Here is a 21,228-nt window from a genome sequence, read left to right as displayed (position 1 = left end):
ACGGGAAAATTCATGGCCACAGATGCGGTCAAGCCTGAAATCAAGAACAATGACGCTATCCGCGGCTTCGGCTTTGCGATGACGGCCTATCTCTTCTGGGGCATTCTGCCGCTCTATATGAAAGCCCTCGCGCACATTCCGGCTTTCGAGGTCATCGCGCACCGCATCTTCTGGTCGGTTCCGGTGGCCGGCATCGTCCTGCTGGCGCTCGGCCGCATGGGCGACGTCAAGGTGGCGCTGCGCAATCCGCGCACGGTCGCCATGGCGTCGCTGACGGCGACGCTCGTCACCATCAACTGGGGAACCTATGTCTGGGCGATCGGCGCCGGCCATTCGCTCGATGCGGCCCTCGGCTATTTCATCAATCCGCTGTTCAGCATCGGTCTCGGAGCCATCTTGCTCAAGGAAAAGCTCGCGCCGACACAGATCGTCGCAATCTGCCTCGCCGCGATTGCCGTCATCATCCTGACCGTCGAAGCCGGCACCCTGCCGTGGGTCGCACTATCTCTGACCTTCTCCTGGGGCTTCTACGCCTTTTTCCGCAAGACGCTGCCTGTCGGCGCCAACCAGGGCTTCTTTATCGAAGTGCTGCTGCTTTGCATTCCGGCAACGCTTTACATCATCTATCTGGAAGCGCGCGGCGAAGGTCACTTCTATCAGACCGGCTTCTCGGACACCGCGCTTCTGCTCGGCTGCGGACTGGTGACCGCGCTGCCGCTGATGATCTTTGCGAACGGCGCGAAGCTTTTGAAGATGTCGACCATCGGCATCATGCAGTACATCGTGCCGACGATGGTTTTCCTGATCGCCGTCTTCCTGTTCAAGGAGCCGTTCGGCACGACGCAGATGATCGCCTTTTCGCTGATCTGGGCCGGACTCGCTCTCTACAGCTGGTCGATGCTGCGCCAGAGCAGAGAGCGCTAACCGTTCGATATGGTTAGCAAACTGCTAATCAGAGTTTGGAGATGACGGCCTCTTCGCCGGCGCGGTCGCCTCGCGTCTCGGCGGCATGCTTGCGGATGGCCGGGATGATGTCGGCCACCTTGTCGATGACGAGCGGCTGGACGCGATGGGCGGTATGGACGAAGCCCTCTTCCGTCATATGGCGGATGAGTTCCATCATCGGATCCCAGAAACCGTTGACATTGGCAAAGACCATCGGCTTCTCGTGGCGGCCGAGCTGACCCCAGGTCATGATCTCGACGATTTCCTCCAGCGTGCCGATGCCGCCCGGCAGCGCCACGAAGGCGTCGGAGCGCTCGAACATGCCGTGTTTGCGCGTATGCATGTCCGGCGTTATGATGAGCTCATCCAGTTGACCGAGCGAATGGCGCGTCGCTTCCATGTCGACGAGGAATTCCGGAATGATGCCGGTGACCTGACCGCCGTGCGACAGCACGCCGCTAGCGACAGCGCCCATGATACCCTTCGTTCCGCCGCCGTAGATCAGGCGCAGGCCGTTTTCGGCAATGCTTTTGCCCAGTTCGCGGCCAGCGGCCATATGGGAAGGATCGCGCCCCGGCCTTGAGCCGCAATAAACGCAGATGGATCGAATTGGCGCAGAATCGTCGGTCATGGATGCAAACAACTATGCTGCAGATGCTCAGTCAAGATTTTTCAAAGGAAAACTTGTGGCGGGACATGCGAAAATGGCTGAGAAAGCTTGTAAAAGCAGGCGAAATCGCTAGCAATTTCAGAGTTGCGACGACTTCGCCGCGTGGAGATGAATGATGATGAAGAACCGTGCCGGTTGGCTGGCTCTGTTGGTGTTGGTAGTGGCGACCCTGTTGATGGTCTTTTTCGTGATGCCGCGCATCAACGGGGACAAGAACCCTATCGGTGACGCCGTCAATCAGGCCAGCAGCGCGGTGAAAAATACGATCGAGGAAAACACGCAGAAAGCCGGCGAGACCGCCCAGAATGCGACCAAGGCCACGCAGAATGCCGTAGCGACCGCTGTCAATACCGCTGATCTCGCCAAGAAGCTGACCGATCTGACGGGCTCCGCAACGGCCTCGCTTGTTGATCTCAAGGCACTGTTCAAGGACGGCAACGCACCCGCTCAGGATATCTTCGCGGCTGCGAAGACGAAGGCGATCGCCGCGCTGCAATCGATCGTCGGCTTCGCGCTTCCGGAAGGTATCGACGCGACCACCACAGGGCTCGTGAAGAAAGCACAGGACGGCGCCGGCAAGGCGCTTGCCATCGTCCAGTCCCTCCCCGACAACGCCGCCGATGCCGGCGCCGCGATCGACAAGGCATTGGCGGAACTCACCGGCCAGCCGGCCCCCGAGACCGATGCGGCCGCCAAGCCTCGCGTTCCGTCATTCGACGTGCTGCGCGTCGAGCCCGACGGCTCCACGGTTATCGCCGGTTCGGCCGAGCCGAACGCCAAGCTGGAGATCGTCGACGGCGAAAAGGTCGTCACGACGACCAATGTCGGCCCGAGCGGCGATTTTGCCGCCGTGCTCGACAACCCTCTGCCGCCCGGCGATCACGAACTCGTGCTGCGCGCGACCGGCAAGGATGGCAAGGTTTCCACCTCCGAGGAAGTGGCCACGGTCTCCGTGCCGAAAGACGATTCGACCCAGCTTCTCGCCATGGTCTCCAAGCCGGGCACCGCCAGCCGCATCATTACCGCGCCTTCGGCCAAGCAGGGCCGCGTAACCTCGGCCGAGACCGATGCGCAGGCAACCGATGCGCAGGGCAAGGCAACCGATACTCCGGCGGCCACCGCAGATGCCAAGCCGCAGCAGGACGGCACGGTCGTCGCATCCGCCAACCCCGCGGCCGGAACAACGCCGCCGGCAGCGAAGACGGACGCCGGCCCGGACGTCATGGTCAACGCCGTCGAAATCGAAAACGATCATATCTTCGTTGCCGGCACGACCAAGCCGAACGCCAAGGTGCGCGCCTATGCCGACGACAAGCTCATCGGCGAGAACGCAGCGGGCGCCGACGGGCATTTCGTGGTCGACGGCCAGATGCCGCTTGCCGTCGGCGATCACAAGATTCGCGTCGATGTGCTCGACGAAGCCGGCAAGGTCGTCGTGCGCGCCAGCGTCAACTTCACCCGCCCCGAGGGCAATCAGGTAACGGTCGCTGCGCAGACGCCGGCTGCAGGCAGCAGTCAGGGCCAATCGGCCGCAGCAAGCATGATCCCCCTCGACGAGGGCGAGCTTGCCAAGCTCAGGGAAGGCGCCGGCAAGGCCTTCGCGCTGCTCAAGGGCCTGTTTACCGACGGCAAGCAACCGAACGCGGAACAGCTCGCCGCAGCCCGCTCCGGCACGGAAATCGCCCTGAAATCGCTTTCGGAATTCCGGCCGACCATTACCGCCAGCGCGGAGCTCAAGAAGGCCGCTGCCGATGCCTCCAGCGCGGCCGCCAAGGCGCTTGCCGCTTTGGTCGCTCTGCCGAAGGACCCCAAATCGGTCGGCGCGGCATTGCCTGGCCTCGAACAGATGATCGCCGTCATCACGGCGCCTGCCCAGGCGGCGCCGGCACAGCCGAATGCCGAGGTTTCGTCCAACGAGAGCGGCCCGAAGACGCTGGAGCAGGCACCGCTGTCGCAGGACGCCAATGCCGTCATCATCCGCCGCGGCGATACGCTGTGGCAGATCTCGCGCCGCGTCTATGGCGCCGGGGTGCGCTACACGACCATCTATCTGGCCAACGAGGACAAGATCAACAATCCGGACCGCATCCTGCCCGGACAAGTCTTCGGCCTGCCGAAGGACGCGCTGCCGAATGCCGAAGAGCTTCACCGCAAGCGGCTTTCGGGCGAGCATCTCTAGGCTGATTGCCATTCCATCATGAGGACAAACAACGGCCGGGCGCAACCAACGCCTGGCCGCTGCTTTTATACGGGATAAAAATAGTATAAGCGTCGCGCGACCCTCATCGCCTTCGCTCAACGGCCACGCCCTTGCCAGCGAAGGCTTCTCAGCCGGCCGCGCAATGACAATCAGCGCCCGGCTGCTTCAGATATTCGCCGGAGACGGACATGGCAGACCGCAAGAAGACCATATCGGCGGATTCCAGCAATCCATTGAATACCCTCGTCAATCTCTGGCCGTATATGTGGCCCGCCGGGCGCATGGATCTGAAGATGCGCGTGATCTGGGCGACCGTCTTCCTGCTGGTCTCGAAATTCGTCCTGCTGCTGGTCCCCTATTTCTTCAAATGGTCGGTCGACGCGCTGAACGGCAAGCTCGACATGCAGGGCATCCTGCCGGCCTTCATGGTGGGCGCCATCGCGTTGATCGTCGCCACGAACCTGACGCGCCTCATCCAGCTCGGTCTCAACCAGCTGCGCGACGCGCTGTTTGCCAGCGTCGGCCAGTATGCGGTGCGCCAGCTGGCCTACAGGACGTTCGTGCACATGCACGAACTGTCGCTGCGCTTCCATCTGGAGCGAAAGACCGGCGGCCTCTCGCGCATCATCGAACGCGGCACCAAGGGCATCGAGACCATTGTCCGCTTCACCATTCTCAACACGTTTCCGACCTTCATCGAGTTCCTGCTGACCGCCATCATCTTCTGGCGCGGCTACGGCTTCTCCTATCTCGCCGTCACGGCAGTCACCGTCTGGCTCTATATCTGGTTCACCGTCAGGGCGAGCGACTGGCGCATTTCCATCCGCCGGACGATGAACGACAGCGATACCGACGCCAATACCAAGGCGATCGATTCGCTCCTGAACTTCGAAACCGTCAAATATTTCGGCAACGAGGAGATGGAGGCCAAGCGCTTCGACCAATCGATGGCGCGCTACGAGAAGGCCGCCACCAGCGTCTGGACGTCGCTCGGTTGGCTGAACTTCGGCCAGGGCGTGATCTTCGGCCTCGGCACGACCGTCATGATGGTCATTTCCGGCTGGTCCGTTCTCAACGGCCACCAGACGGTCGGCGATTTCGTCTTCGTCAACGCCATGCTGCTGCAGCTCTCGGTGCCGCTGAACTTCATCGGCTTCGTCTATCGCGAGATACGCCAGGGCCTGACCGATATCGAGGAGATGTTCGATCTGCTGGAGGTCAAGCCCGAGGTGCTCGACGCGCCCGACGCCAGGGAGCTGGTCATCGGCAATGGTGCGATTTCCTTCAAGGACGTGCATTTCGCCTATGACCCGGCGCGGCCGATCCTGAAAGGCATTTCCTTCGAGGTGCCCGCGGGCAAGACGGTTGCCGTGGTCGGCCCCTCGGGTGCCGGAAAGTCGACGCTGTCGCGCCTCCTCTACCGCTTCTACGACGTGCAAAGCGGAACGATCACCATCGACGACCAGGACCTGCGCACCGTGACGCAGAAAAGCCTGCGCAAGGTCATCGGCATGGTGCCGCAGGACACCGTGCTCTTCAACGACACCATCGCGTACAACATTCGCTACGGCCGGCCGGGCGCGAGCGAGGCCGAGGTGACGACGGCGGCCGAAATCGCCCAGATCGGCGAATTCATCCGCCATCTGCCCGAAGGCTTCGACACCAAGGTCGGCGAACGCGGCCTCAAATTGTCGGGCGGCGAGAAGCAGCGCGTCGCCATCGCCCGCACCGTTCTCAAGTCGCCGCCGGTTCTGATCCTCGATGAAGCGACCTCCGCGCTGGATACGACGACCGAGCGCGAGATACAGGCCGCCCTCGACGTCGTTTCCAAAAACCGCACGACGCTGGTCATCGCCCATCGCCTCTCGACCGTGATCGGCGCGGACGAAATCATCGTGCTGAAAAGCGGCGTCATCGCCGAGCGCGGCACGCATGCCGCCCTGCTGGCGCAGAACGGGCTCTACGCCTCCATGTGGAGCCGCCAGCGCGAGGCAACGCAGGCCGAGGAGCATCTGAAGCAGGTGCGCGAGAACGACGACCTGGGCGTGGTCAACCGGCTGGCGCCGGCAAGCTGAGTAACCATGCGAAGCGCCGCGTCCTGCAGCCTTTCGAAAGCCTCTGCGCGTACCGGTTATGCACCGGCAGTTGTCACGCGCCTGAGATGACAGCTTGCTAGGTACGGGGCTCAACTTCAAGGGAGCCCCGAAATGCGTACTTTTGCCAAAGCCTTAACACTGCTGCTCGTGGTCGGCCTCGCCTCGCCGGTTTTTGCCGATGATGCCAAGCCGTTTACCGACGCCAAGGAAGTCAACCTTCTCGATCTGCTGCCGCCGCCGCCTGCCAATGATTCGGCGCAGATGAAGGCCGAACTCGGCGAAATCCTGACGATCCAGGTAACCCGCACGCCGGAGATGGCGGCTCGCGCCGTGGCCGATGCGGAAGAGAACGTCTGGCGCTTCTCCGACGTCATCGACAATCCGAAGTTCACCAAGGAAAACCTGCCGAAGTTCTCGGCCTTCTTCGATCGCATCGTCGAGACCGAAGGCGCTGTCGTCGATCCGGCCAAGGATGTCTGGAAGCGCCCGCGTCCGCATCTCTACAGCGATCTGGTGAAGCCGATCGTGCCGCTCTCCAAGTCCGGTTCCTATCCGTCCGGCCACACCACGCTCGGCACGCTGATGGGCATCGTGCTGTCGAACATGGTGCCGGAAAAGCGCGCCGTCATCATGGCTCGCGCCTGGGAATACGGTCACAACCGCGTCGTCGGCGGCATTCATTACGCGACCGACATCGAAGCCGGCCGCATCGCCGGCACCGTCATCGCGGAGACCATCATGACGCATGACGACTACAAGAGCGAATATGAAGGCGCCAAGGCCGAGCTGCGCGCCGCTCTCGGCCTCTGATTTTCGTTCGATCGTCACAGGACATGCAAGGCCGCCGAATTCCATCGGCGGCCTTTTCGTTATCTCCCGCAGGCAACACTTTTCAACGCGGGGGATCGTCGGCATCCTGGCCCGACGCGGATTGCGCTGGGGGCGAGCGTGCGAAACCATTGCCCATGACCGAGTTTGCCTGTAGTCACGCTCGACTGGTAATCAGAGCAAGACCGCTTATCTTGTTCTCATTCTTTTGACTGGCGTGATCTCGCCCGGCGACCGCAACACGGTTTTTGGATGAGGCGCCCTAACGGAGTAGGCCATAGATGAGCTTGTTGAACAGCGTACGCAACGTCATCGTTCCGGTGCACAAGGAAGGCTATCCCTTCGTTGCAGGTTTCTTCGTCGCGTCGCTGGTGCTGGGCTGGATCTTCAAGCCGCTGTTCTGGATCGGCCTGATCCTGACGCTGTGGTGCGCCTATTTCTTCCGCGACCCCGAGCGCATGACGCCGCAGGACGACGATCTGGCGGTGTCGCCTGCCGACGGCCGGGTGTCCGGCGTGCAGATGGTGACGCCGCCGGCGGAGCTCAATCTCGGCAGCCTGCCCATGCTGCGCATCTCGATCTTCATGAACGTGTTCGACTGCCATGTGAATCGTTCGCCGATGCGCGGCCGCATCACCAACATCGCCTACCGCCAGGGCAGCTTCCTCAATGCGGAACTCGACAAGGCCAGCGAACAGAACGAGCGCAACGGCCTCGTCATCGAAACCAAGCACGGCGAGATCGGCGTGGTGCAGATCGCCGGCCTCGTCGCCCGCCGCATCCTTTGCTTCGTCAATCCGAACGAGCCGCTCGATGCCGGCGAGCGCATCGGGCTGATCCGCTTTGGCTCGCGTCTCGATATCTTCCTGCCCGAAGGCGCTTCGTCGCGGGTCGCCATCGGCCAGCGGGCGATCGCCGGCGAAACCGTCATTGCCGAATTCGGCTCGGCAAAAGGCCCGACCGTTAGCCGCCGCAGCTGAACCCTAGGAACACGAGCGAGATGAAAACGCCTTTTCCGCCTTTCGAGCCGCATGGGCCCAACGATGAAGCGCGTGGGCCGCGCCTGCGGGAGATCCCGCTTCGGCTGATCGTGCCGAACATGATCACCGTGCTGGCGATCTGTGCGGGCCTGACGGGCATTCGCCTCGCTTTCGAAGGCCGCTACGAGCTTGCCGTCGTCGCCGTGCTGGTCGCGGCCTTCCTCGACGGCATCGACGGGCGCGTGGCGCGGTTGATGAAGGCCACCTCGAAATTCGGCGCACAGATGGATTCGCTCGCCGATATCGTCAATTTCGGGGTTGCGCCGGCGCTCGTGGTCTATGTCTTCCTGCTCGACCAGGCCCGTTCGCTCGGCTGGATTGCCGCGCTGATCTATACGATCGCCGCCGGCCTTCGGCTCGCCCGCTTCAACGTCATGGCCGAACGCGAGCACAAGGCCTCCTGGCAGTCCGAATATTTCGTCGGCGTACCGGCACCGGCGGGCGCCATGCTGGTGCTCCTGCCCGTTTACCTCGGCTTTCTGGGGCTGACGCCGGACCGGGCCTTCGCCTATTGGGGTTCCGCCTACACTGTCCTCATCGGCTTTCTGCTGGTCAGCCGCCTGCCGGTCTGGTCCGGCAAGTCGGAAGGCAGCGGCATCAGGCGCGATCTGGTCCTTCCGATCATGCTAGGCATCGTCGTCTATGTCGCGCTGCTGATGAGCTACACATGGCATGTCATGGTCGTGACCGTTGCTGTCTATCTGCTGTCGCTGCCCTTGGGCGCGCGCTCCTGGGCCAAGAAATACGGCACCTACACGATCAATGGACCTGGCGATCCCAATGTCGACGATTCCAACGACGACATCGGCCGGCATATCTAGCGACCGCACATAGGTCTTCCGCGGCGTTCCCGCACTGCAACCACAAGTCTTCAAGCCTCCCTTGTCCATCGGGGGCGCTGCGGTCGGCCGCGAGCTGAGCCGCGAGCCGCGTTGACCTTGCATTTCAGCGATTTCAAACATTGCGGCAGTGCGGAATCTACACGAGGATTCGGCGCTAATCTCTCGAAATATGGTCGTTGTTTATAAAAGCTGATTGGAAAACGCCTTCGATTTGTCATGATTTACGACAAAAAGCACTACTCGACAGTGAATCGCGAAATGCTCCGGGGGAGCATGGTGAGGAGTGAAACATGACGCAGAAGAAAGACGAAGCGGCACAACCGCAAGCAAAGATCGATCCTAGCAAGCATTATCGTCCGCTGGGCCTGAAGGCAGTTCTCGCAGCTCACATGATGCTGAAGACCAAGCCTCTCAAGAAGAAGATTGCCTAAGACTATCGTCCGGCCGATCGCCAGATGGCGTCGGCAGACGGCGTTTCCGGTCGCTAGCCGCCGAAGGGTGGCCGCTTAGAGAAGGCTCAACTGGCCATCCTCGGGATCCTGCTTCTTCGGCGGCTTCCTCACCGGATCGAGCGCTATGGGCGTCTGCACGTCCGGCCCCATGTTCGCGACCTTGTTGACGCGATCCGAAACCGGGACAGCCTCGAAAAAATCCTCCTGGGCCGGCCTCATCAGATCGAGGACATCGCGCGGCTCCTGCGTCTTGCAATCGAGCCAGCGGGCGAAATCCTCCGGCTTGATGACGACAGGCATGCGGTCATGGATGGAGCGGATGGCGCTATTTGCCGCCGTCGTCAGGATCGCGCCGGTATCGACTTCCGAACCATCGGCCGACGCCCAGGTTTCCATCAGCCCGGCAAAGGCGATGACGCCGCCGCTGCGTGGCCGGATCCAGTAGGCCTGCGGCTTCTCGCCGCTTTCCTTCGAAGGTCGGTGCCATTCGTAGAAGCCGGATGCCGGGACGAGGATGCGGCGATGGCGCATGGCTGCGCGGAAGGACGCCTTGCCGATTGCCGTTTCGGCGCGCGCGTTGATCAGCAGGGGAAATTCCTTGGGGTCCTTTACCCAGGCGGGCGTAAAGCCCCAGCGCACCAGCAGCGCGCGGCGATCCGGCAGATTGCTGCCCGGCAACTGCCTGTCACCGGCAATGACGACCAGGATAGGCTGCGTCGGCGCGATATTGTAGCGTGCTGGGAAACCTTCATTCAGCAGGACGCCGAGTGCTTCCCCAACCTGGTCTGCCGTCGATGTCAAAGCAAAGCGTCCGCACATGGGACTTGTTTTGCACCCAGAGAGCGGCGGGTCAAGCTCAGCCGCGTGGACCGAGGAGAATGATCGCGGCCCCGGCGAGGCAGACGGCTGCGCCGGAAACATCCCATCGGTCCGGCAGCCGCCCCTCGACCAGCCAGAGCCAGAGGATGGAGGCAACGATATAGACGCCGCCATAGGCGGCAAAGGTACGCCCTGCGGCTTCGCTCGGCACCAAGGCAAGCAGCCAGGCAAAGAGCGCGAGCGAGACAAGTCCGGGCGCCAGCCACCAGACCGGCTTTGACAGGCGCAGCCATGCCCAGAAGGCGAAGCAGCCGGCAATTTCAGCCAAGGCGGCCAGAGCATACAGCCCGTAGATCATGCGTTTCCGCCCCATATCCCGCGCGCAGAATCGACACGCGCCGACTGCGAGTTAAGGGTCTTTCATGAAAGACAGCAAGGGTCGTTTCCTGTAGAGGTGGGCCGGGTGATGCCGCGTCATCGCCCACAAATCTCCTCTTCCCGATGCAAAGCGATCCATGACCTCCGTTCCCCGCCCTGCCTCTTCCGCCATTCTCGAACGCAACGGCCGCTTCCTGCTGGTATTGCGCAGCAATCCGCCATCCGCCGATATGTATGCCTTTCCGGGCGGTCGAGCCGAGGCGGGAGAAACGCCGGCCGATGCGGCGCTGCGCGAATTCAGGGAAGAGACCGGAATAACCGCCCGCAATCCCCGCCTGTTCGAGACCTATGACCTGCGCTCCCACGCAGCGGACGGGACGCTGACAAGCCACTTCCTGCTCTCGGTCTTCCTCGTGGATGCCGACGAGGATGCCGTCGCCGAAGCGGCCGACGATGCCGCCGCAATCGGCTGGTACACGCTGGAAGAGGTGCGCACCCTGCCCGTTCCGGCAAGCGTTCTCGAATGCGTGGAACGGCTTGCAGCGGCGAGACCCTAGCTCCGGCCGCGATATTAACGATGCTGAGCAATATCCGCGTGGAAACCACCCGACGCGCCTTGTTCCCGTCATGCTTGTTCGCTCAACATGGTTACATGATTCATAACCGCCTTGGCCGACCGCTTCTGATCTGCATCGTGCTTGCCGCAGCCTTTCCCGCTGCGGCGCAGCCGGCAGCAAGCGTGCCGCCGGCTCAGGCGCCCGATGGCGGGAATGCGGGACAGCCCACTCCCTACGACGACCAGCTTTCCCGGCTTGCCGAAATTCTGGGCTCCATCGACTACCTGCGCAATCTTTGCAGCCCGACGCCGGAAGACGGATGGCGGGGCGACATGCAGCAGTTGCTCGATACGGAAACCAAGAGCGAGCCGGAACGCAAGGAAAAGCTGACCGCCGCATTCAACCGTGGGTATCGGTCCTTCGCATCGGTTTACACGAACTGCACGCCGCAGGCTCTCGTCGCGGAAGAGCGATACCGTAACGAAGGTGCAACACTGGCGACAGAAATCACCGCCCGCTTTGGAAATTGACGATTTATTAACCCCTTTTCGTAGCGAGCCGTGTCGTTTTGAGAAAAGGCTGATAAAGTTGTTAAGCAAGTGGTAAGGACATGAACGTCTCGAGGAAAGAAACAATGGAAACCAGCCTGAACGAAATCGACGACATGATCGTCCATGAAAAGATGCAGGCAGCGCTGGAATACCAGAACGAAGCTTGGGCCGATGGGATGGCTGACGGTATCGAGCCGGAAATCATCGCGGACGCCGCCATTGCCCATGCGATTCGCGAGACGATCCGTATTCAGGGTGAACAGGGCGCGGAAGCCTTGCTCGAATCGCTGCGCGAACGCATGCTCGCGGGTGAATTCTCTCCGAACCGAACCCTGCAATAACAATCAGAGATTGCCATGCGTATGTTTCCAGGCAATGCGCTTTCCTGTTCCATTGCCTCGCTTGCCGCCGTAACCCTGCTTTTGGGCGGCACCGCCCTGCCGCTTCCGGCTCTTGCCTTTTCCCAGCTCAATCCGCCGGCTCCGCAGGCAAAGGACGCAGCGCAAACCACACAGCAAAAGAATGACAAGCCGGTCGAACAGGCGCTGGAAGCTCCTTCCAACAACACGCTGCCGATGCCCGATCCGCTGATCAACAAGCAAGCCGACCAGAGCGGCGGCGATGCTTCCAATGCGAATAAATCGGTCGAATTCCTTTTCGACATCGACAAAGCACCGGAGCCGGTGCGGAAGCTCCGCGCGGCGATCGTGGAGGCTGCTGCCTCCGGCGATCTCGAGCGCCTGCGCCCGCTGATGAACATCGGCGCCGGCCTCAAGCAGACGCAGGTCACTGCCGACGATCCCGGTGAGGATCCGATCAAGACCCTGCATGACCTTTCGGGCGATCCCGACGGCATCGAGATCCTGTCCATCCTGCTCGACATCATGTCGACCGGCTTTGCCCATATCGGCCAGGGAACCCCTGACGAGGTCTATGTCTGGCCCTATTTTGCCGAAAAGGACATCAAGACGCTCTCCACGCCGGAGAAGGTCGACATGATGCGCATCGTGACGGCGGGCGACTACGCCGACATGCTCGAATTCGGCGGCTACAATTTCTATCGCGTCGGCATTACGCCGGACGGCCGCTGGAAATTCTTCACCTCGGGCGAATGATCCGGCGGGGGAACTTGCGGTTCCCCACCGAAGGCCCTACCTCTGCGTGATAGGCCAAACCAGCGGATCCATCATGCCAGCCGTTTTCCTGAAAGAACACTCCTTCATCCGTGTCGCCGGTGCGGAAGCGGAATCGTTCCTGCACAATCTCATCACCACCGATCTTGCTTCGCTTGGCGCCGATGAAGCCCGCCCGGGCGCATTGCTGACGCCGCAGGGCAAGATCCTGTTCGACTTCATGATCTGGCGCGACGGCCCCGGCTTTCTGATCGAGACGGATACGGCGCAGCGTGAGAGCCTGCTCAAGCGGCTCACCATGTATCGGCTGCGTGCCAAGGTCGATTTCGGCGTGGAAGGTGTCGAAGGCGTCACGGTCGCTTGGGGAGATGCCGCAACGGACGGCCCCAGGGACAGCTGCTTCGCCAAGGCGGGAGTTGCGTTGACGCGCACGCCCGGCGAGCATGGCAGCGAGCCCGAGGCGCTCTATGACGAGCTTCGGATCGTCAACGGCATTGCCGTCTCCGGTCGCGATTTCGCGTTGCAGGATGCCTTCCCGCACGATGTGCTGATGGATCTGAACGGCGGCCTCGGCTTCCGCAAGGGATGCTACATCGGCCAGGAAGTGGTTTCCCGCATGCACCATCGCGGCACGGCGCGCAGGCGCGTCGTCATTGTGAGGGGCAACGCCCAGCTGCCCGCTTCCGGTACGGAATTGACCGTCGGCAGCAAGCCGATCGGCACGCTCGGCTCGACCGAAGGCGACATTGGCCTTGCCATCGTCCGTATCGACCGGGCGGGCGAAGCCATTACCGAGGGAACTGCGATACAGGCCGACAATGTGGAGGTCTCCGTGTCGCTGCCCTCATGGTCCGGCCTCTCCTTCCCGGCGAGCGCCGACGAGGCGTCGGCATGACATCGGCCAAGACCGCGCGCGCCTGGCAGCGCATGCTATCCGGGCGGCGGCTCGATCTGCTCGACCCCTCGCCGCTCGACGTCGAGATCAGCGACATCGCACATGGACTTGCCCGCGTCGCGCGCTGGAACGGACAGACTTCCGGTGACCACGCCTTTTCGGTTGCGCAACACAGCCTTGTCGTGGAAGCGATCTTTCGCCACCTCAATCCGGCGACGCCTGACGAGCAGCTTGCGGCGTTGCTGCACGATGCACCGGAATATGTGATCGGCGACATGATCTCGCCGTTCAAGTCCGTCGTCGGCGGCGATTACAAGGTCGTGGAGAAGCGGCTAGAGGCGGCAATCTACCGGCGCTTCGCCCTGCCCCCGCATTGCGCGCCACAGCTCAAGGACAAGATCAAGAAGGCCGATACGATCTCGGCCTATTTCGAGGCGACGCTGCTTGCGGGCTTCACGCCGGAAGAGGCGCGCAAATTCTTCGGCCAGCCGCGCGACGTCACGCGCGAGATGCTGCCGATAGAGCCCATGCCGGCGATCGAGGCGCAGCGGCTGTTCCTCAAACGCTTCGAGGCGATCGAGGCCGAGCGCGCCACGGTGGGGATCGGAGCGTGACCGCAATCGTGGTATCGCCGCTGGCGCGCATCGCCGAAATGGCCGTTCGCCATGGCGCGCGTGAGATGATCAGCCTCATGGCCAAGGAGCAGAGCTTTCATCGGCCTGCGGTCATCAAGGCAGAGCGGCACCTGCTGCTCAACATGAACGATATCAGCTTTGCCGGAACCGGCGATCTGATCGCCCCGCAGGAGGCGCATGTTCGCGCCATCATCGATTTCGCCACCGGCTGGGACCGCAGCGCGCCTTTGCTCATCCATTGCTGGATGGGCGTCTCGCGCTCGCCGGCGGCAGCGCTGATCGCGGCCCTGGCCGTTCGCCCCGAGGAGGAGGACCTGACGCTGGTGCGCCGCCTGCGCACGAGCTCGCCCTTTGCCACGCCGAATGCACGGCTGGTCGCCATCGGTGACGACATGCTCGGACGCCACGGGCGACTGGTTGCCGCAGTCAAGGAAATCGGCCGCGGCGCGGATGCGGACGGCAACGCCCCTTTCACGCTGGCATTGGCCGGCTAAGACAATAACGCATAAGAACGGAGATCACGTTTCGCAATCTCCGTTCTTATAACAATCGCTTGCCGCGATCAGGCCGCGACACCATCCGTCTGGTCAGGATCATACTGGCCATAGGTGTTCTGATAGAGCGAAGACGGGTTCTGCTGCATACCGCTCAAGAACACGTCCATTGCCTGATCCTGCGCTATCGTCGCAGCATCCGCCGGGTTGCTGTCGCTCGAACTCGGCTCCAGGGACAGCATGTCGGCTGCCGAAGCATCCGACGACTTGAGGACATCGAGACCTTCGGCGAACTGATCCTTGGTCAGGGAGCCGGCATTCTGCGTATCCAGGCTCTTGAACAGGTCCTCGGCATCGCTTTCGCTCATGTCCGTCGGACGCCCGGCGACGAACTCGGCCTGTGTGATCTTGCCATCCTGATCGGTGTCGAGGCTGGCAAACAGCTGGTCCATGGGCGACTCGTCGGACGAGCCGTCGGTGGACGTGGAACTGCCCGACTGGCTGTCCTGCTGCATCTGCAAAAGCATCGACGCCAGATTGCCGGAAAAGACATCCGTCGCGCTGGGGTCGCTGCTGCTGCCACTATCCTCGTCGCTGAGAATGCTCGCTGACAGAAGGCCGGACTGCGCGGCCTCCTGCAGTTCCTGAGCATCCACGACACCATCCTGATTTTTATCCAGGGGACTGTACGAGGCAGCCGTCATGCTGCTTCCAATTGAAGAAACCCCGCTCATCCGAATCTCCTACGGCAAATGCCATCGCGTGTTCAATCGACCCCGGCACGCTTAGTCATCTGCGAGCAGGATAGACCGGTTTGACCTGCCAATTGAAGATCGTTGTTAATTCACCATTAACCATAATTGACAGGCATCGAATCATATTGCCGGTGGGCGCTCATGTGCCCAGGACAACCGCAGCTTGGCGCTGCTGGCTGCGACGGTGCGAATCACCCGCCGCGCGTTTTTATTGAATGATCGCGCATGCCAGGCGCTTGCCAGCGCCTCCGACGGGCTGGCTGCGGTAGTCATCGGACTCGGCATGGATCATCAGCGTGCGGCCGCGAATGCCGTTCTTGCCGTTCAGCGACACCATGCCGTTGAAGACCTGGGCACGCAGTTTGCCGTCCTGATCGACATATTGGTTGGGCATGTCACCGGCATGCGGTCCTTTGGCGGCAAGGAAACCATGCTCTGCCTTGGTCGGATTGAAATGGCCGCCGGCCGACTCGAACCCGTGCGTATGGTCGCAACTGCTGTTTTCGTGAATGTGAAAGGCGACCCAGCGATTGGCGGGCATGCCGGAGACTTCCATCTCGATCAGCACGCCCTTCTTGCCCTCGGTCAATGTCGCACGCCCTGCCTGCTTGCCGTCGAGGCCGACAAAATCGGCGGTGGCGGTGCTCTGGCTCTGCGCTGCAACGGGCATGGCTGCGGCAAGCGTGAGAATCGTAGCGATCAGCATCCGTTTCATGGAACGCCCTCCCTCTTCTGCGTGGCAAATGTCCAACGCATGACGGGAGGGAGTGTTCCGGCGAACGGGGAAAATGGGCCTGCATCAAAATGATAGGGCGGCCTGCCGGTGTTCCGGCAAGCCGCCAATATCGTCACGCAACGGTGCTTTTCAGGCCGCCACGTTTTCAACGTCATATTGGCCGTAGGTGCTGTTATAGGCATCCATCGGCGACAGCAGGTCCACGTCGAAAGCGACGTTGTTTTCCGGCGATTTGGCGCTGGAGGCCGCATCGGCGTTCGGCAGCTGCATGAGCTTGGCCATCAGGCTGCCCAATACGCTGTTCGAGCCGTCGGCAGCACTGCCTTCGGCATCATTGGCATCGAGAATGCCGGGGCGCTCGTCCGCTTCGCGCTCTTCACGGCTCAGAACGCCATCACCATTCGAATCGAGGCGCGATAGCGTGCCGCGATAGGGGTAGGAGCTGGCGGATATGGAAGAAACATGGGACATACAAACCTCCTGTGGTAGGAGCCGCCTCATGCGACGTCGTTTGTACGCAATACATTCAGAGTTAAACTACGAAGCCCTATTAAGCTGCTTCGCGCTGCCGGTAAAGACAAATTGTTAATGGGTATTAACCATAGTTGCCAAGCGGTAAATTCGAGTTTCCTAACGTTCGCCTTGCGCGACTTCATCAGGGTGTTTGGCATAATCCCCTGGAATCATAGGCGAATCTGACTATCTATCCTTACCGGGCGAACCGTTTCGTATATGGTGCGGCGCATCGCCCGTGGAGAGGACATGATGGAATTATTACCGCTCGTCATCCTGATCGTTGGTATTCTGGTACTACGAGGCTACAATCTGAGGATTAAACAGCTTGAAGCACGCGTTCAGGAGCTGCAGAACGCGCTCGCCAACAAGGTGCTGACAGCGGATACCGGCGAATCGATTCCCGCACTGGATTCGATGGCTCATGCCACCGCCCAGCCCATCGAAGATCAGCCGGAAGCTGAGATCGAAGATAGTTCAGCTGCCGATATCGACGAACCCGCCGCCGCCGCACGCAATGCCGCGGAGACATTCGAAGAGGATGGCGCGCCTGCTGTGGGCCGGACACCGTCACAGGCGAAGGAAAGCCTGGAAAGCACGATTGGCGCGCGCTGGGCCGTCTGGGTCGGCGGCATCGCGCTGGCGTTCGGCGGCATCTTCATGGTCAAATATTCGATCGAGAGCGGCCTCCTCAGCCCTGGCGTCCGGCTCATCCTTGCCGCGCTCTTCGGTCTTGCGCTGATAGCCGCGGGCGAGGTGATCCGCCGCCGCGCCGCGCCGGTTCTCGGCAACGCCTTCCAGAACGCGATGATCCCCGGCGTGCTCACGGCTGCCGGCGTCGTCGCCCTGTTCGGCTCCACCTATGCGGCGCATGGCGTCTACGGCTTCATCGGACCCGCCACTGCCTTCGTGCTGCTGGCCTTGATCTCGCTCGCTACGCTCGGGCTGTCGCTGCGGCACGGGCAGGCTCTTGCCGGCCTCGGCCTGCTGGCGTCGATGGCAACGCCCGCCCTCATCGCCTCGACCTCGCCGAAGCCCTGGATTCTCTTCGGCTATCTCACCCTGACCTGGCTTGCGACCCTGTTGGCGTCGCGCCTGCGCCGCTGGCTGATTGCACCGTCCCTTGCAAACGGGCTGCTCAGCCTCTGGCCGCTGCTTTACATCACCTTCAGCCCGGCCGTTGACCTGACGCCGGTCACGCTTTCCATGCTTGCGATGATCGGCGGCACGATTTTCCTCTGGCCGGGACGCTACCCGATCCAGGAACCCGCAAGGGAGAACAGGGAAGCGGGACCGGTCGACGACATCGCCCAGCCACAGCATGCCGTCGGTCAATGGGCGGCGTTTCTTGCCAGAGCGCCACTCGGCATGACGCTGACGGCATCGGTCGGCGCGCTCACGGTGTCGCTCTGCCTGCTCACCTATGCTCTTGATTACGGATATCCCATCGCTGACGCGACATTCATGTTCGCGGCCATCGTCGCGGCAGTCGCAGCCTTCGGTGCCGGCCGTCTTCACGCGGCCTGGGCAACGATCCTGTCGGCAGCCATTGCCGTCATCGGTGCCTCCGGCGTCCTGACGAACTGGATCGCGGGGGTCGGACCCAGCGCTGCGGATGGCACCATCAGTCTGCAGAGCACCGTGCTCTATGAAGTGCTTGGTCTCGGCGCGATCTTCGTGCTGATCGGCTTCTTCTTCCTCAGGCACTTCGCCAGGGAAGAGAAGCCTTATGCCGCGCTCTGGAGCCTGGTCATGGCGGCCACGCCGCTAGCGATCGCAACGATCAGCTTCGTCAATTTCGGCAACTGGACGCTCGACTGGCTGCATGGCCTTTACGGCATAGGGTTGGCGATCGTGCTGATCGGGCTTGCCGAATGGCAATATCGCCTCGAAGGCGAGGCCGAAAGCCTGCCGACGAACATTCTCGCCGCCGGCTCCTTTGCCGCCGCGGTCTTCGCGCTCCACACGCTTGCACACCATGCCGCCGCCACGATCCTGCTGCCAGTTCTGGGTATCGCTTACCTGCTGGCGGGACGTCTGCGCAGCTGGCCCGTTCTGCCATGGGCCATGGTTGCCGCGCTGATTATCACCATGGGGCGCATCGCCTGGCAGCCGACGATCGTCGATCCGGCGGATCTCGGCACGACACCGGTCTTCAACATGCTGCTTGCCGGCTACGGCATACCGGCTGCCCTCGCCGCTTGCGCGGCGTTCATCACTCGCCAGTCGCCGAGCCTGCGGCTGCGCAACACGTTGCAGGCGCTCGCCTGCTTCCTCACGCTGCTGACCATCGCCATCCTCGTGCGTCACGCCATGAACAGCGGCGTCCTGAATGACGCTGTTCCAACACTCGGCGAGCAATCGATCTACACGCTGCTGGCAATCGGCGCCTCCGCAACGCTGATGGCGCTCGATCTGAGCGCGGCAAGCCCGGTCTTCCGCTATGGCGGCATGGCGCTTGGAGCGGCCTCCGTCGTCATGATCCTTACCCTGCATCTGCTCGGATTGAACCCGTTCGTGACGGGCGAGAGCACGGGACGGATTCCGCTCTTCAACCTGCTGCTGCTCGCCTATCTCCTGCCGGCCATTGCCTATGGCGGGCTGGCGCTCTATGCGCGCAATCGGCGCCCCCCGCCCTATGTCGCCATGCTCGCCTTGGCGGCGGCCGTGATGGCTTTCGCTTGGGCGACCTTGTCGGTGCGCCGTTTCTGGCAGGGCGAATATATTCCCTTCTGGAACGGCTTCATCCAGGGCGAGCTCTATTCCTACTCCGTCGTCTGGCTGCTGATCGGCATCGCTCTTCTCGGGCTCGGCGCCCGCTTCGAGGCGCGGAGCCTGCGCATCGCCTCGGCGGCGCTGGTCTCCATTGCCGTCGTCAAGGCTTTCCTGATCGACATGGCGAACCTCGAAGGCTTCCTGCGCGCCCTTTCCTTCATCGGGCTCGGCGCCGTGCTGATCGGCATCGGCCTGTTCTACCAGAAGATCCTGACGGGCAAGAAAGCGACGGAATGATTGCAGCGAATCCCCTGGCCCGGTAGGACGAAGGAACTGCCGACCGATCAATCCGGAGCGAGTCCGACAATGGATACCGAAAAGATGGCGCGGGCCTTTGCCCCGTTCGAAGCACTGGCCGCGGATCTTATCCCCCATGCCGCCGATGGCGATGATGGCTCGCACGACATTGCCCATATCCTGCGCGTCTTTCGCAACGCCATGGCCATTCAGGCCGAGGAAGGCGGCAACGCACGCATTCTGGCAGCCGCCGTGCTGCTGCATGATTGCGTTGCCGTGGAGAAGAATTCTCCCCACCGCGCGCAAGCTTCTCGGCTTGCCGCCGAAAAGGCTTCCGGCATCCTGCGGCAACTCGGATGGGCGGATGAGGATATCGCGGCTGCGGCACATGCGATCACAACGCATAGCTTCTCCGCCAACCTGCCGCCCGCGACGCTGGAGGCGAAAATCCTGCAGGATGCGGACAGGCTGGATGCCATCGGCATGGTCGGAGCTGCGCGCTGCTTTTACATCGCCGGGCGTCTCGGCTCCGGCCTGTACGACCCGTTCGATCCACTGGCGACGGAGCGGCCGCTCGACGACAAGCGTTTCGCCATTGACCATTTCGAGACAAAGCTGTTCAAACTCGCGGACGGATTCCAGACCGAGACCGGACGCAAATGCGCCGAAGCGCGGCACGACCGGCTGAAAACCGTGCTGGCAATGTTCATCGACGAAATCTGAGGGTCATCCATGCGCGTCAGCGATCTCTTCATCTATCCCCTCAAGAGCGCACGCGGCATCGCCATCCCGTCAGCCGCTATCGACGCTTTCGGCCTTGCCGGCGATCGTCGTGCCATGCTGGTCGATCCTTCCGGTCATTTCTTCACGCAGCGCGAGTTGCAGGACCTGGCCCGGATCGATATCCAGCCGGCCCCCTCCTATCTGCGGCTGAAGATGGAAGGTAAGGCTGACATCATCGTCCCGCCGCCACATCCGGAAAACCGCATGGATGTCGTCGTCTGGAAGTCGGCGGTCAACGCTTCCGTCGCCGACGATGAAACCAACAAGGCCCTGTCGAGCTGGCTGGGGCGCGAGGTCAGGATGGTCTTCTTCGACCGGCTTGCCAAGCGCATCGCCAGCCCGGAATGGGCCGGCGATGACACGCCCGTCACCTTTGCCGACGGATACCAGATTCTCGTCACCACGACCGGGTCGCTGAAGGCGCTCAACGCCGATCTTGCCAGCCACGGCGAAGGCGCCGTCGGCATGGAGCGCTTCCGCCCCAACATCGTCATCGATATCGACGAGGAATGGCCGGAGGACCGCTGGGCGGCGATCGAAATCGGCGGCATTCGTCTCGATCTCGTCAAACCCTGCGCGCGCTGCATCATGACGACGCAGGATCAGCAGACCGGCTCGCGCGACGTGCCGAACCCCATGCCCGCAATGGGCCGCATCCGCATGTCGGCCGACCGGCGCGTTCCCGGCCCGCTCTTCGGCTGGAACGCGGTGCCGCGCGGCGAAGGCATGGTGAAGATCGGCGATGCGGTGACGGTGCTCGAAGAGCGGCCGGAAGGCTGGGCGTTCAAGCGGCGCTAGAGCGCTTCATTGCTTAACTGAATCTGAGGGGATTCCCGTCCGGTCGGTTTTGTGATTCAAAATGCTGTCCAGGTGGAGGCCAGCATCGGATGACAC

At 62.2% G+C, this 21,228-nt stretch carries 23 protein-coding genes; 17 read left to right on the top strand and 6 right to left on the bottom strand.

What is annotated here, in order from left to right:
- Positions 1–12 precede the first annotated feature (12 nt).
- On the top strand, positions 13–924 hold the full coding sequence (rarD, locus tag ACQZ6J_RS18810) for an EamA family transporter RarD (RefSeq protein WP_449085196.1): 912 nt from the start codon (positions 13–15) through the stop codon (positions 922–924).
- Between the two features lie 28 nt (positions 925–952).
- On the opposite strand, the gene ACQZ6J_RS18805 is transcribed toward rarD, so the two are convergent.
- Positions 953–1,576: an LOG family protein gene (locus tag ACQZ6J_RS18805; RefSeq protein WP_163986278.1), complete on the bottom strand. Its 624-nt coding sequence runs from the start codon at positions 1,574–1,576 to the stop codon at positions 953–955.
- A 154-nt stretch (positions 1,577–1,730) separates the two neighbouring features.
- On the opposite strand from ACQZ6J_RS18805, the gene ACQZ6J_RS18800 reads away from it, so the two are divergent.
- The 6 genes from ACQZ6J_RS18800 to ACQZ6J_RS18775 all read left to right on the top strand — a co-directional run bounded on the left by ACQZ6J_RS18800 (position 1,731) and on the right by ACQZ6J_RS18775 (position 9,052).
- A complete protein-coding gene (locus ACQZ6J_RS18800) occupies positions 1,731–3,794 on the top strand; it encodes a LysM peptidoglycan-binding domain-containing protein (RefSeq protein WP_449085195.1) in 2,064 nt (687 codons plus the stop codon).
- Between the two features lie 209 nt (positions 3,795–4,003).
- Complete coding sequence (locus ACQZ6J_RS18795) at positions 4,004–5,890, top strand: ABCB family ABC transporter ATP-binding protein/permease (RefSeq protein ID WP_163986279.1); 1,887 nt, start codon at positions 4,004–4,006, stop codon at positions 5,888–5,890.
- A gap of 132 nt (positions 5,891–6,022) precedes the next feature.
- Positions 6,023–6,721, top strand: coding sequence for an acid phosphatase (locus ACQZ6J_RS18790; protein ID WP_449085194.1), 699 nt, complete (start codon positions 6,023–6,025; stop codon positions 6,719–6,721).
- A 299-nt stretch (positions 6,722–7,020) separates the two neighbouring features.
- Complete coding sequence (locus ACQZ6J_RS18785; protein ID WP_163986281.1) at positions 7,021–7,719, top strand: phosphatidylserine decarboxylase; 699 nt, start codon at positions 7,021–7,023, stop codon at positions 7,717–7,719.
- A gap of 20 nt (positions 7,720–7,739) precedes the next feature.
- Positions 7,740–8,600: a CDP-diacylglycerol--serine O-phosphatidyltransferase gene (pssA, locus tag ACQZ6J_RS18780; RefSeq protein WP_163986282.1), complete on the top strand. Its 861-nt coding sequence runs from the start codon at positions 7,740–7,742 to the stop codon at positions 8,598–8,600.
- A 311-nt stretch (positions 8,601–8,911) separates the two neighbouring features.
- Entirely contained in the window at positions 8,912–9,052 is a 141-nt protein-coding gene (locus ACQZ6J_RS18775) for a hypothetical protein (RefSeq protein WP_204326330.1), read from the top strand.
- A gap of 75 nt (positions 9,053–9,127) precedes the next feature.
- On the opposite strand, the gene ACQZ6J_RS18770 is transcribed toward ACQZ6J_RS18775, so the two are convergent.
- Together ACQZ6J_RS18770 and ACQZ6J_RS18765 are read right to left on the bottom strand one after the other, a co-directional pair.
- Complete coding sequence (locus ACQZ6J_RS18770) at positions 9,128–9,892, bottom strand: SOS response-associated peptidase (protein WP_449085193.1); 765 nt, start codon at positions 9,890–9,892, stop codon at positions 9,128–9,130.
- 37 nt (positions 9,893–9,929) lie between these two features.
- Positions 9,930–10,250 (bottom strand): YnfA family protein, encoded by a 321-nt coding sequence (locus ACQZ6J_RS18765; protein ID WP_163986284.1) that lies wholly within the window; start codon positions 10,248–10,250, stop codon positions 9,930–9,932.
- A 157-nt stretch (positions 10,251–10,407) separates the two neighbouring features.
- Between ACQZ6J_RS18765 and ACQZ6J_RS18760 the strand changes: the two genes are divergently transcribed.
- The 7 genes from ACQZ6J_RS18760 to ACQZ6J_RS18730 all read left to right on the top strand — a co-directional run bounded on the left by ACQZ6J_RS18760 (position 10,408) and on the right by ACQZ6J_RS18730 (position 14,535).
- The gene (locus tag ACQZ6J_RS18760; protein ID WP_163986285.1) at positions 10,408–10,827 is read left to right on the top strand and encodes an NUDIX hydrolase; all 420 of its coding nucleotides are present in this window, start codon (positions 10,408–10,410) and stop codon (positions 10,825–10,827) included.
- A 95-nt stretch (positions 10,828–10,922) separates the two neighbouring features.
- Positions 10,923–11,357: a TIGR02301 family protein gene (locus tag ACQZ6J_RS18755; RefSeq protein WP_163986286.1), complete on the top strand. Its 435-nt coding sequence runs from the start codon at positions 10,923–10,925 to the stop codon at positions 11,355–11,357.
- Between the two features lie 104 nt (positions 11,358–11,461).
- Complete coding sequence (locus ACQZ6J_RS18750) at positions 11,462–11,719, top strand: hypothetical protein (RefSeq protein ID WP_034507811.1); 258 nt, start codon at positions 11,462–11,464, stop codon at positions 11,717–11,719.
- Between the two features lie 15 nt (positions 11,720–11,734).
- Positions 11,735–12,493, top strand: coding sequence for a hypothetical protein (locus ACQZ6J_RS18745; protein WP_449085192.1), 759 nt, complete (start codon positions 11,735–11,737; stop codon positions 12,491–12,493).
- 73 nt (positions 12,494–12,566) lie between these two features.
- Positions 12,567–13,406, top strand: a complete 840-nt coding sequence (gene ygfZ, locus ACQZ6J_RS18740) for a CAF17-like 4Fe-4S cluster assembly/insertion protein YgfZ (protein WP_449085191.1) — start codon at positions 12,567–12,569, stop codon at positions 13,404–13,406.
- A complete protein-coding gene (locus ACQZ6J_RS18735; RefSeq protein WP_163986289.1) occupies positions 13,403–14,020 on the top strand; it encodes a YfbR-like 5'-deoxynucleotidase in 618 nt (205 codons plus the stop codon). The genes ygfZ and ACQZ6J_RS18735 overlap by 4 nt, the downstream gene beginning before the upstream one ends.
- A complete protein-coding gene (locus tag ACQZ6J_RS18730; RefSeq protein ID WP_449085190.1) occupies positions 14,017–14,535 on the top strand; it encodes a tyrosine phosphatase family protein in 519 nt (172 codons plus the stop codon). The genes ACQZ6J_RS18735 and ACQZ6J_RS18730 overlap by 4 nt, the downstream gene beginning before the upstream one ends.
- A gap of 68 nt (positions 14,536–14,603) precedes the next feature.
- Here the strand turns inward: ACQZ6J_RS18730 and ACQZ6J_RS18725 are convergent, their stop codons facing one another.
- The 3 genes from ACQZ6J_RS18725 to ACQZ6J_RS18715 all read right to left on the bottom strand — a co-directional run bounded on the left by ACQZ6J_RS18725 (position 14,604) and on the right by ACQZ6J_RS18715 (position 16,497).
- A complete protein-coding gene (locus ACQZ6J_RS18725; protein WP_449085189.1) occupies positions 14,604–15,239 on the bottom strand; it encodes an EF-hand domain-containing protein in 636 nt (211 codons plus the stop codon).
- A gap of 259 nt (positions 15,240–15,498) precedes the next feature.
- Positions 15,499–16,005 carry a superoxide dismutase family protein gene (locus ACQZ6J_RS18720; RefSeq protein WP_449085188.1) on the bottom strand — a complete coding sequence of 169 codons (507 nt, stop codon included), beginning with the start codon at positions 16,003–16,005 and terminating at the stop codon, positions 15,499–15,501.
- A gap of 150 nt (positions 16,006–16,155) precedes the next feature.
- Positions 16,156–16,497, bottom strand: a complete 342-nt coding sequence (locus tag ACQZ6J_RS18715) for a hypothetical protein (protein WP_163986293.1) — start codon at positions 16,495–16,497, stop codon at positions 16,156–16,158.
- Between the two features lie 291 nt (positions 16,498–16,788).
- Here ACQZ6J_RS18715 and ACQZ6J_RS18710 point away from each other — a divergent pair, with 291 nt between their 5' ends.
- The 3 genes from ACQZ6J_RS18710 to ACQZ6J_RS18700 all read left to right on the top strand — a co-directional run bounded on the left by ACQZ6J_RS18710 (position 16,789) and on the right by ACQZ6J_RS18700 (position 21,132).
- Positions 16,789–19,551 (top strand): DUF2339 domain-containing protein, encoded by a 2,763-nt coding sequence (locus ACQZ6J_RS18710; protein ID WP_449085187.1) that lies wholly within the window; start codon positions 16,789–16,791, stop codon positions 19,549–19,551.
- A 69-nt stretch (positions 19,552–19,620) separates the two neighbouring features.
- Positions 19,621–20,274, top strand: coding sequence for an HD domain-containing protein (locus ACQZ6J_RS18705; protein ID WP_449085186.1), 654 nt, complete (start codon positions 19,621–19,623; stop codon positions 20,272–20,274).
- Between the two features lie 9 nt (positions 20,275–20,283).
- Positions 20,284–21,132, top strand: a complete 849-nt coding sequence (locus ACQZ6J_RS18700) for an MOSC domain-containing protein (protein WP_449085185.1) — start codon at positions 20,284–20,286, stop codon at positions 21,130–21,132.
- Positions 21,133–21,228: the final 96 nt, after the last annotated feature.

The sequence above is a fragment of the Rhizobium sp. A37_96 genome (assembly GCF_053521765.1).
This window is presented reverse-complemented; position numbering and strand designations above follow the sequence as displayed.

Excerpts from the sequence above, each read along its gene's own strand:
- ACQZ6J_RS18715 (WP_163986293.1), bottom strand. The coding sequence starts at position 16,497 with ATGTCCCATGTTTCTTCCATATCCGCCAGCTCCTACCCCTATCGCGGC.
- ACQZ6J_RS18785 (WP_163986281.1), top strand. The coding sequence starts at position 7,021 with ATGAGCTTGTTGAACAGCGTACGCAACGTCATCGTTCCGGTGCACAAG.
- rarD (WP_449085196.1), top strand. The coding sequence starts at position 13 with ATGGCCACAGATGCGGTCAAGCCTGAAATCAAGAACAATGACGCTATC.
- ACQZ6J_RS18790 (WP_449085194.1), top strand. The coding sequence starts at position 6,023 with ATGCGTACTTTTGCCAAAGCCTTAACACTGCTGCTCGTGGTCGGCCTC.
- ACQZ6J_RS18805 (WP_163986278.1), bottom strand. The coding sequence starts at position 1,576 with ATGACCGACGATTCTGCGCCAATTCGATCCATCTGCGTTTATTGCGGC.
- pssA (WP_163986282.1), top strand. The coding sequence starts at position 7,740 with ATGAAAACGCCTTTTCCGCCTTTCGAGCCGCATGGGCCCAACGATGAA.
- ACQZ6J_RS18735 (WP_163986289.1), top strand. The coding sequence starts at position 13,403 with ATGACATCGGCCAAGACCGCGCGCGCCTGGCAGCGCATGCTATCCGGG.
- ACQZ6J_RS18750 (WP_034507811.1), top strand. The coding sequence starts at position 11,462 with ATGGAAACCAGCCTGAACGAAATCGACGACATGATCGTCCATGAAAAG.
- ACQZ6J_RS18765 (WP_163986284.1), bottom strand. The coding sequence starts at position 10,250 with ATGATCTACGGGCTGTATGCTCTGGCCGCCTTGGCTGAAATTGCCGGC.
- ACQZ6J_RS18760 (WP_163986285.1), top strand. The coding sequence starts at position 10,408 with ATGACCTCCGTTCCCCGCCCTGCCTCTTCCGCCATTCTCGAACGCAAC.
- ACQZ6J_RS18795 (WP_163986279.1), top strand. The coding sequence starts at position 4,004 with ATGGCAGACCGCAAGAAGACCATATCGGCGGATTCCAGCAATCCATTG.
- ACQZ6J_RS18745 (WP_449085192.1), top strand. The coding sequence starts at position 11,735 with ATGCGTATGTTTCCAGGCAATGCGCTTTCCTGTTCCATTGCCTCGCTT.
- ACQZ6J_RS18705 (WP_449085186.1), top strand. The coding sequence starts at position 19,621 with ATGGATACCGAAAAGATGGCGCGGGCCTTTGCCCCGTTCGAAGCACTG.
- ACQZ6J_RS18770 (WP_449085193.1), bottom strand. The coding sequence starts at position 9,892 with ATGTGCGGACGCTTTGCTTTGACATCGACGGCAGACCAGGTTGGGGAA.
- ACQZ6J_RS18725 (WP_449085189.1), bottom strand. The coding sequence starts at position 15,239 with ATGACGGCTGCCTCGTACAGTCCCCTGGATAAAAATCAGGATGGTGTC.
- ACQZ6J_RS18775 (WP_204326330.1), top strand. The coding sequence starts at position 8,912 with ATGACGCAGAAGAAAGACGAAGCGGCACAACCGCAAGCAAAGATCGAT.
- ACQZ6J_RS18700 (WP_449085185.1), top strand. The coding sequence starts at position 20,284 with ATGCGCGTCAGCGATCTCTTCATCTATCCCCTCAAGAGCGCACGCGGC.
- ygfZ (WP_449085191.1), top strand. The coding sequence starts at position 12,567 with ATGCCAGCCGTTTTCCTGAAAGAACACTCCTTCATCCGTGTCGCCGGT.
- ACQZ6J_RS18800 (WP_449085195.1), top strand. The coding sequence starts at position 1,731 with ATGATGAAGAACCGTGCCGGTTGGCTGGCTCTGTTGGTGTTGGTAGTG.
- ACQZ6J_RS18720 (WP_449085188.1), bottom strand. The coding sequence starts at position 16,005 with ATGAAACGGATGCTGATCGCTACGATTCTCACGCTTGCCGCAGCCATG.
- ACQZ6J_RS18755 (WP_163986286.1), top strand. The coding sequence starts at position 10,923 with ATGATTCATAACCGCCTTGGCCGACCGCTTCTGATCTGCATCGTGCTT.
- ACQZ6J_RS18710 (WP_449085187.1), top strand. The coding sequence starts at position 16,789 with ATGATGGAATTATTACCGCTCGTCATCCTGATCGTTGGTATTCTGGTA.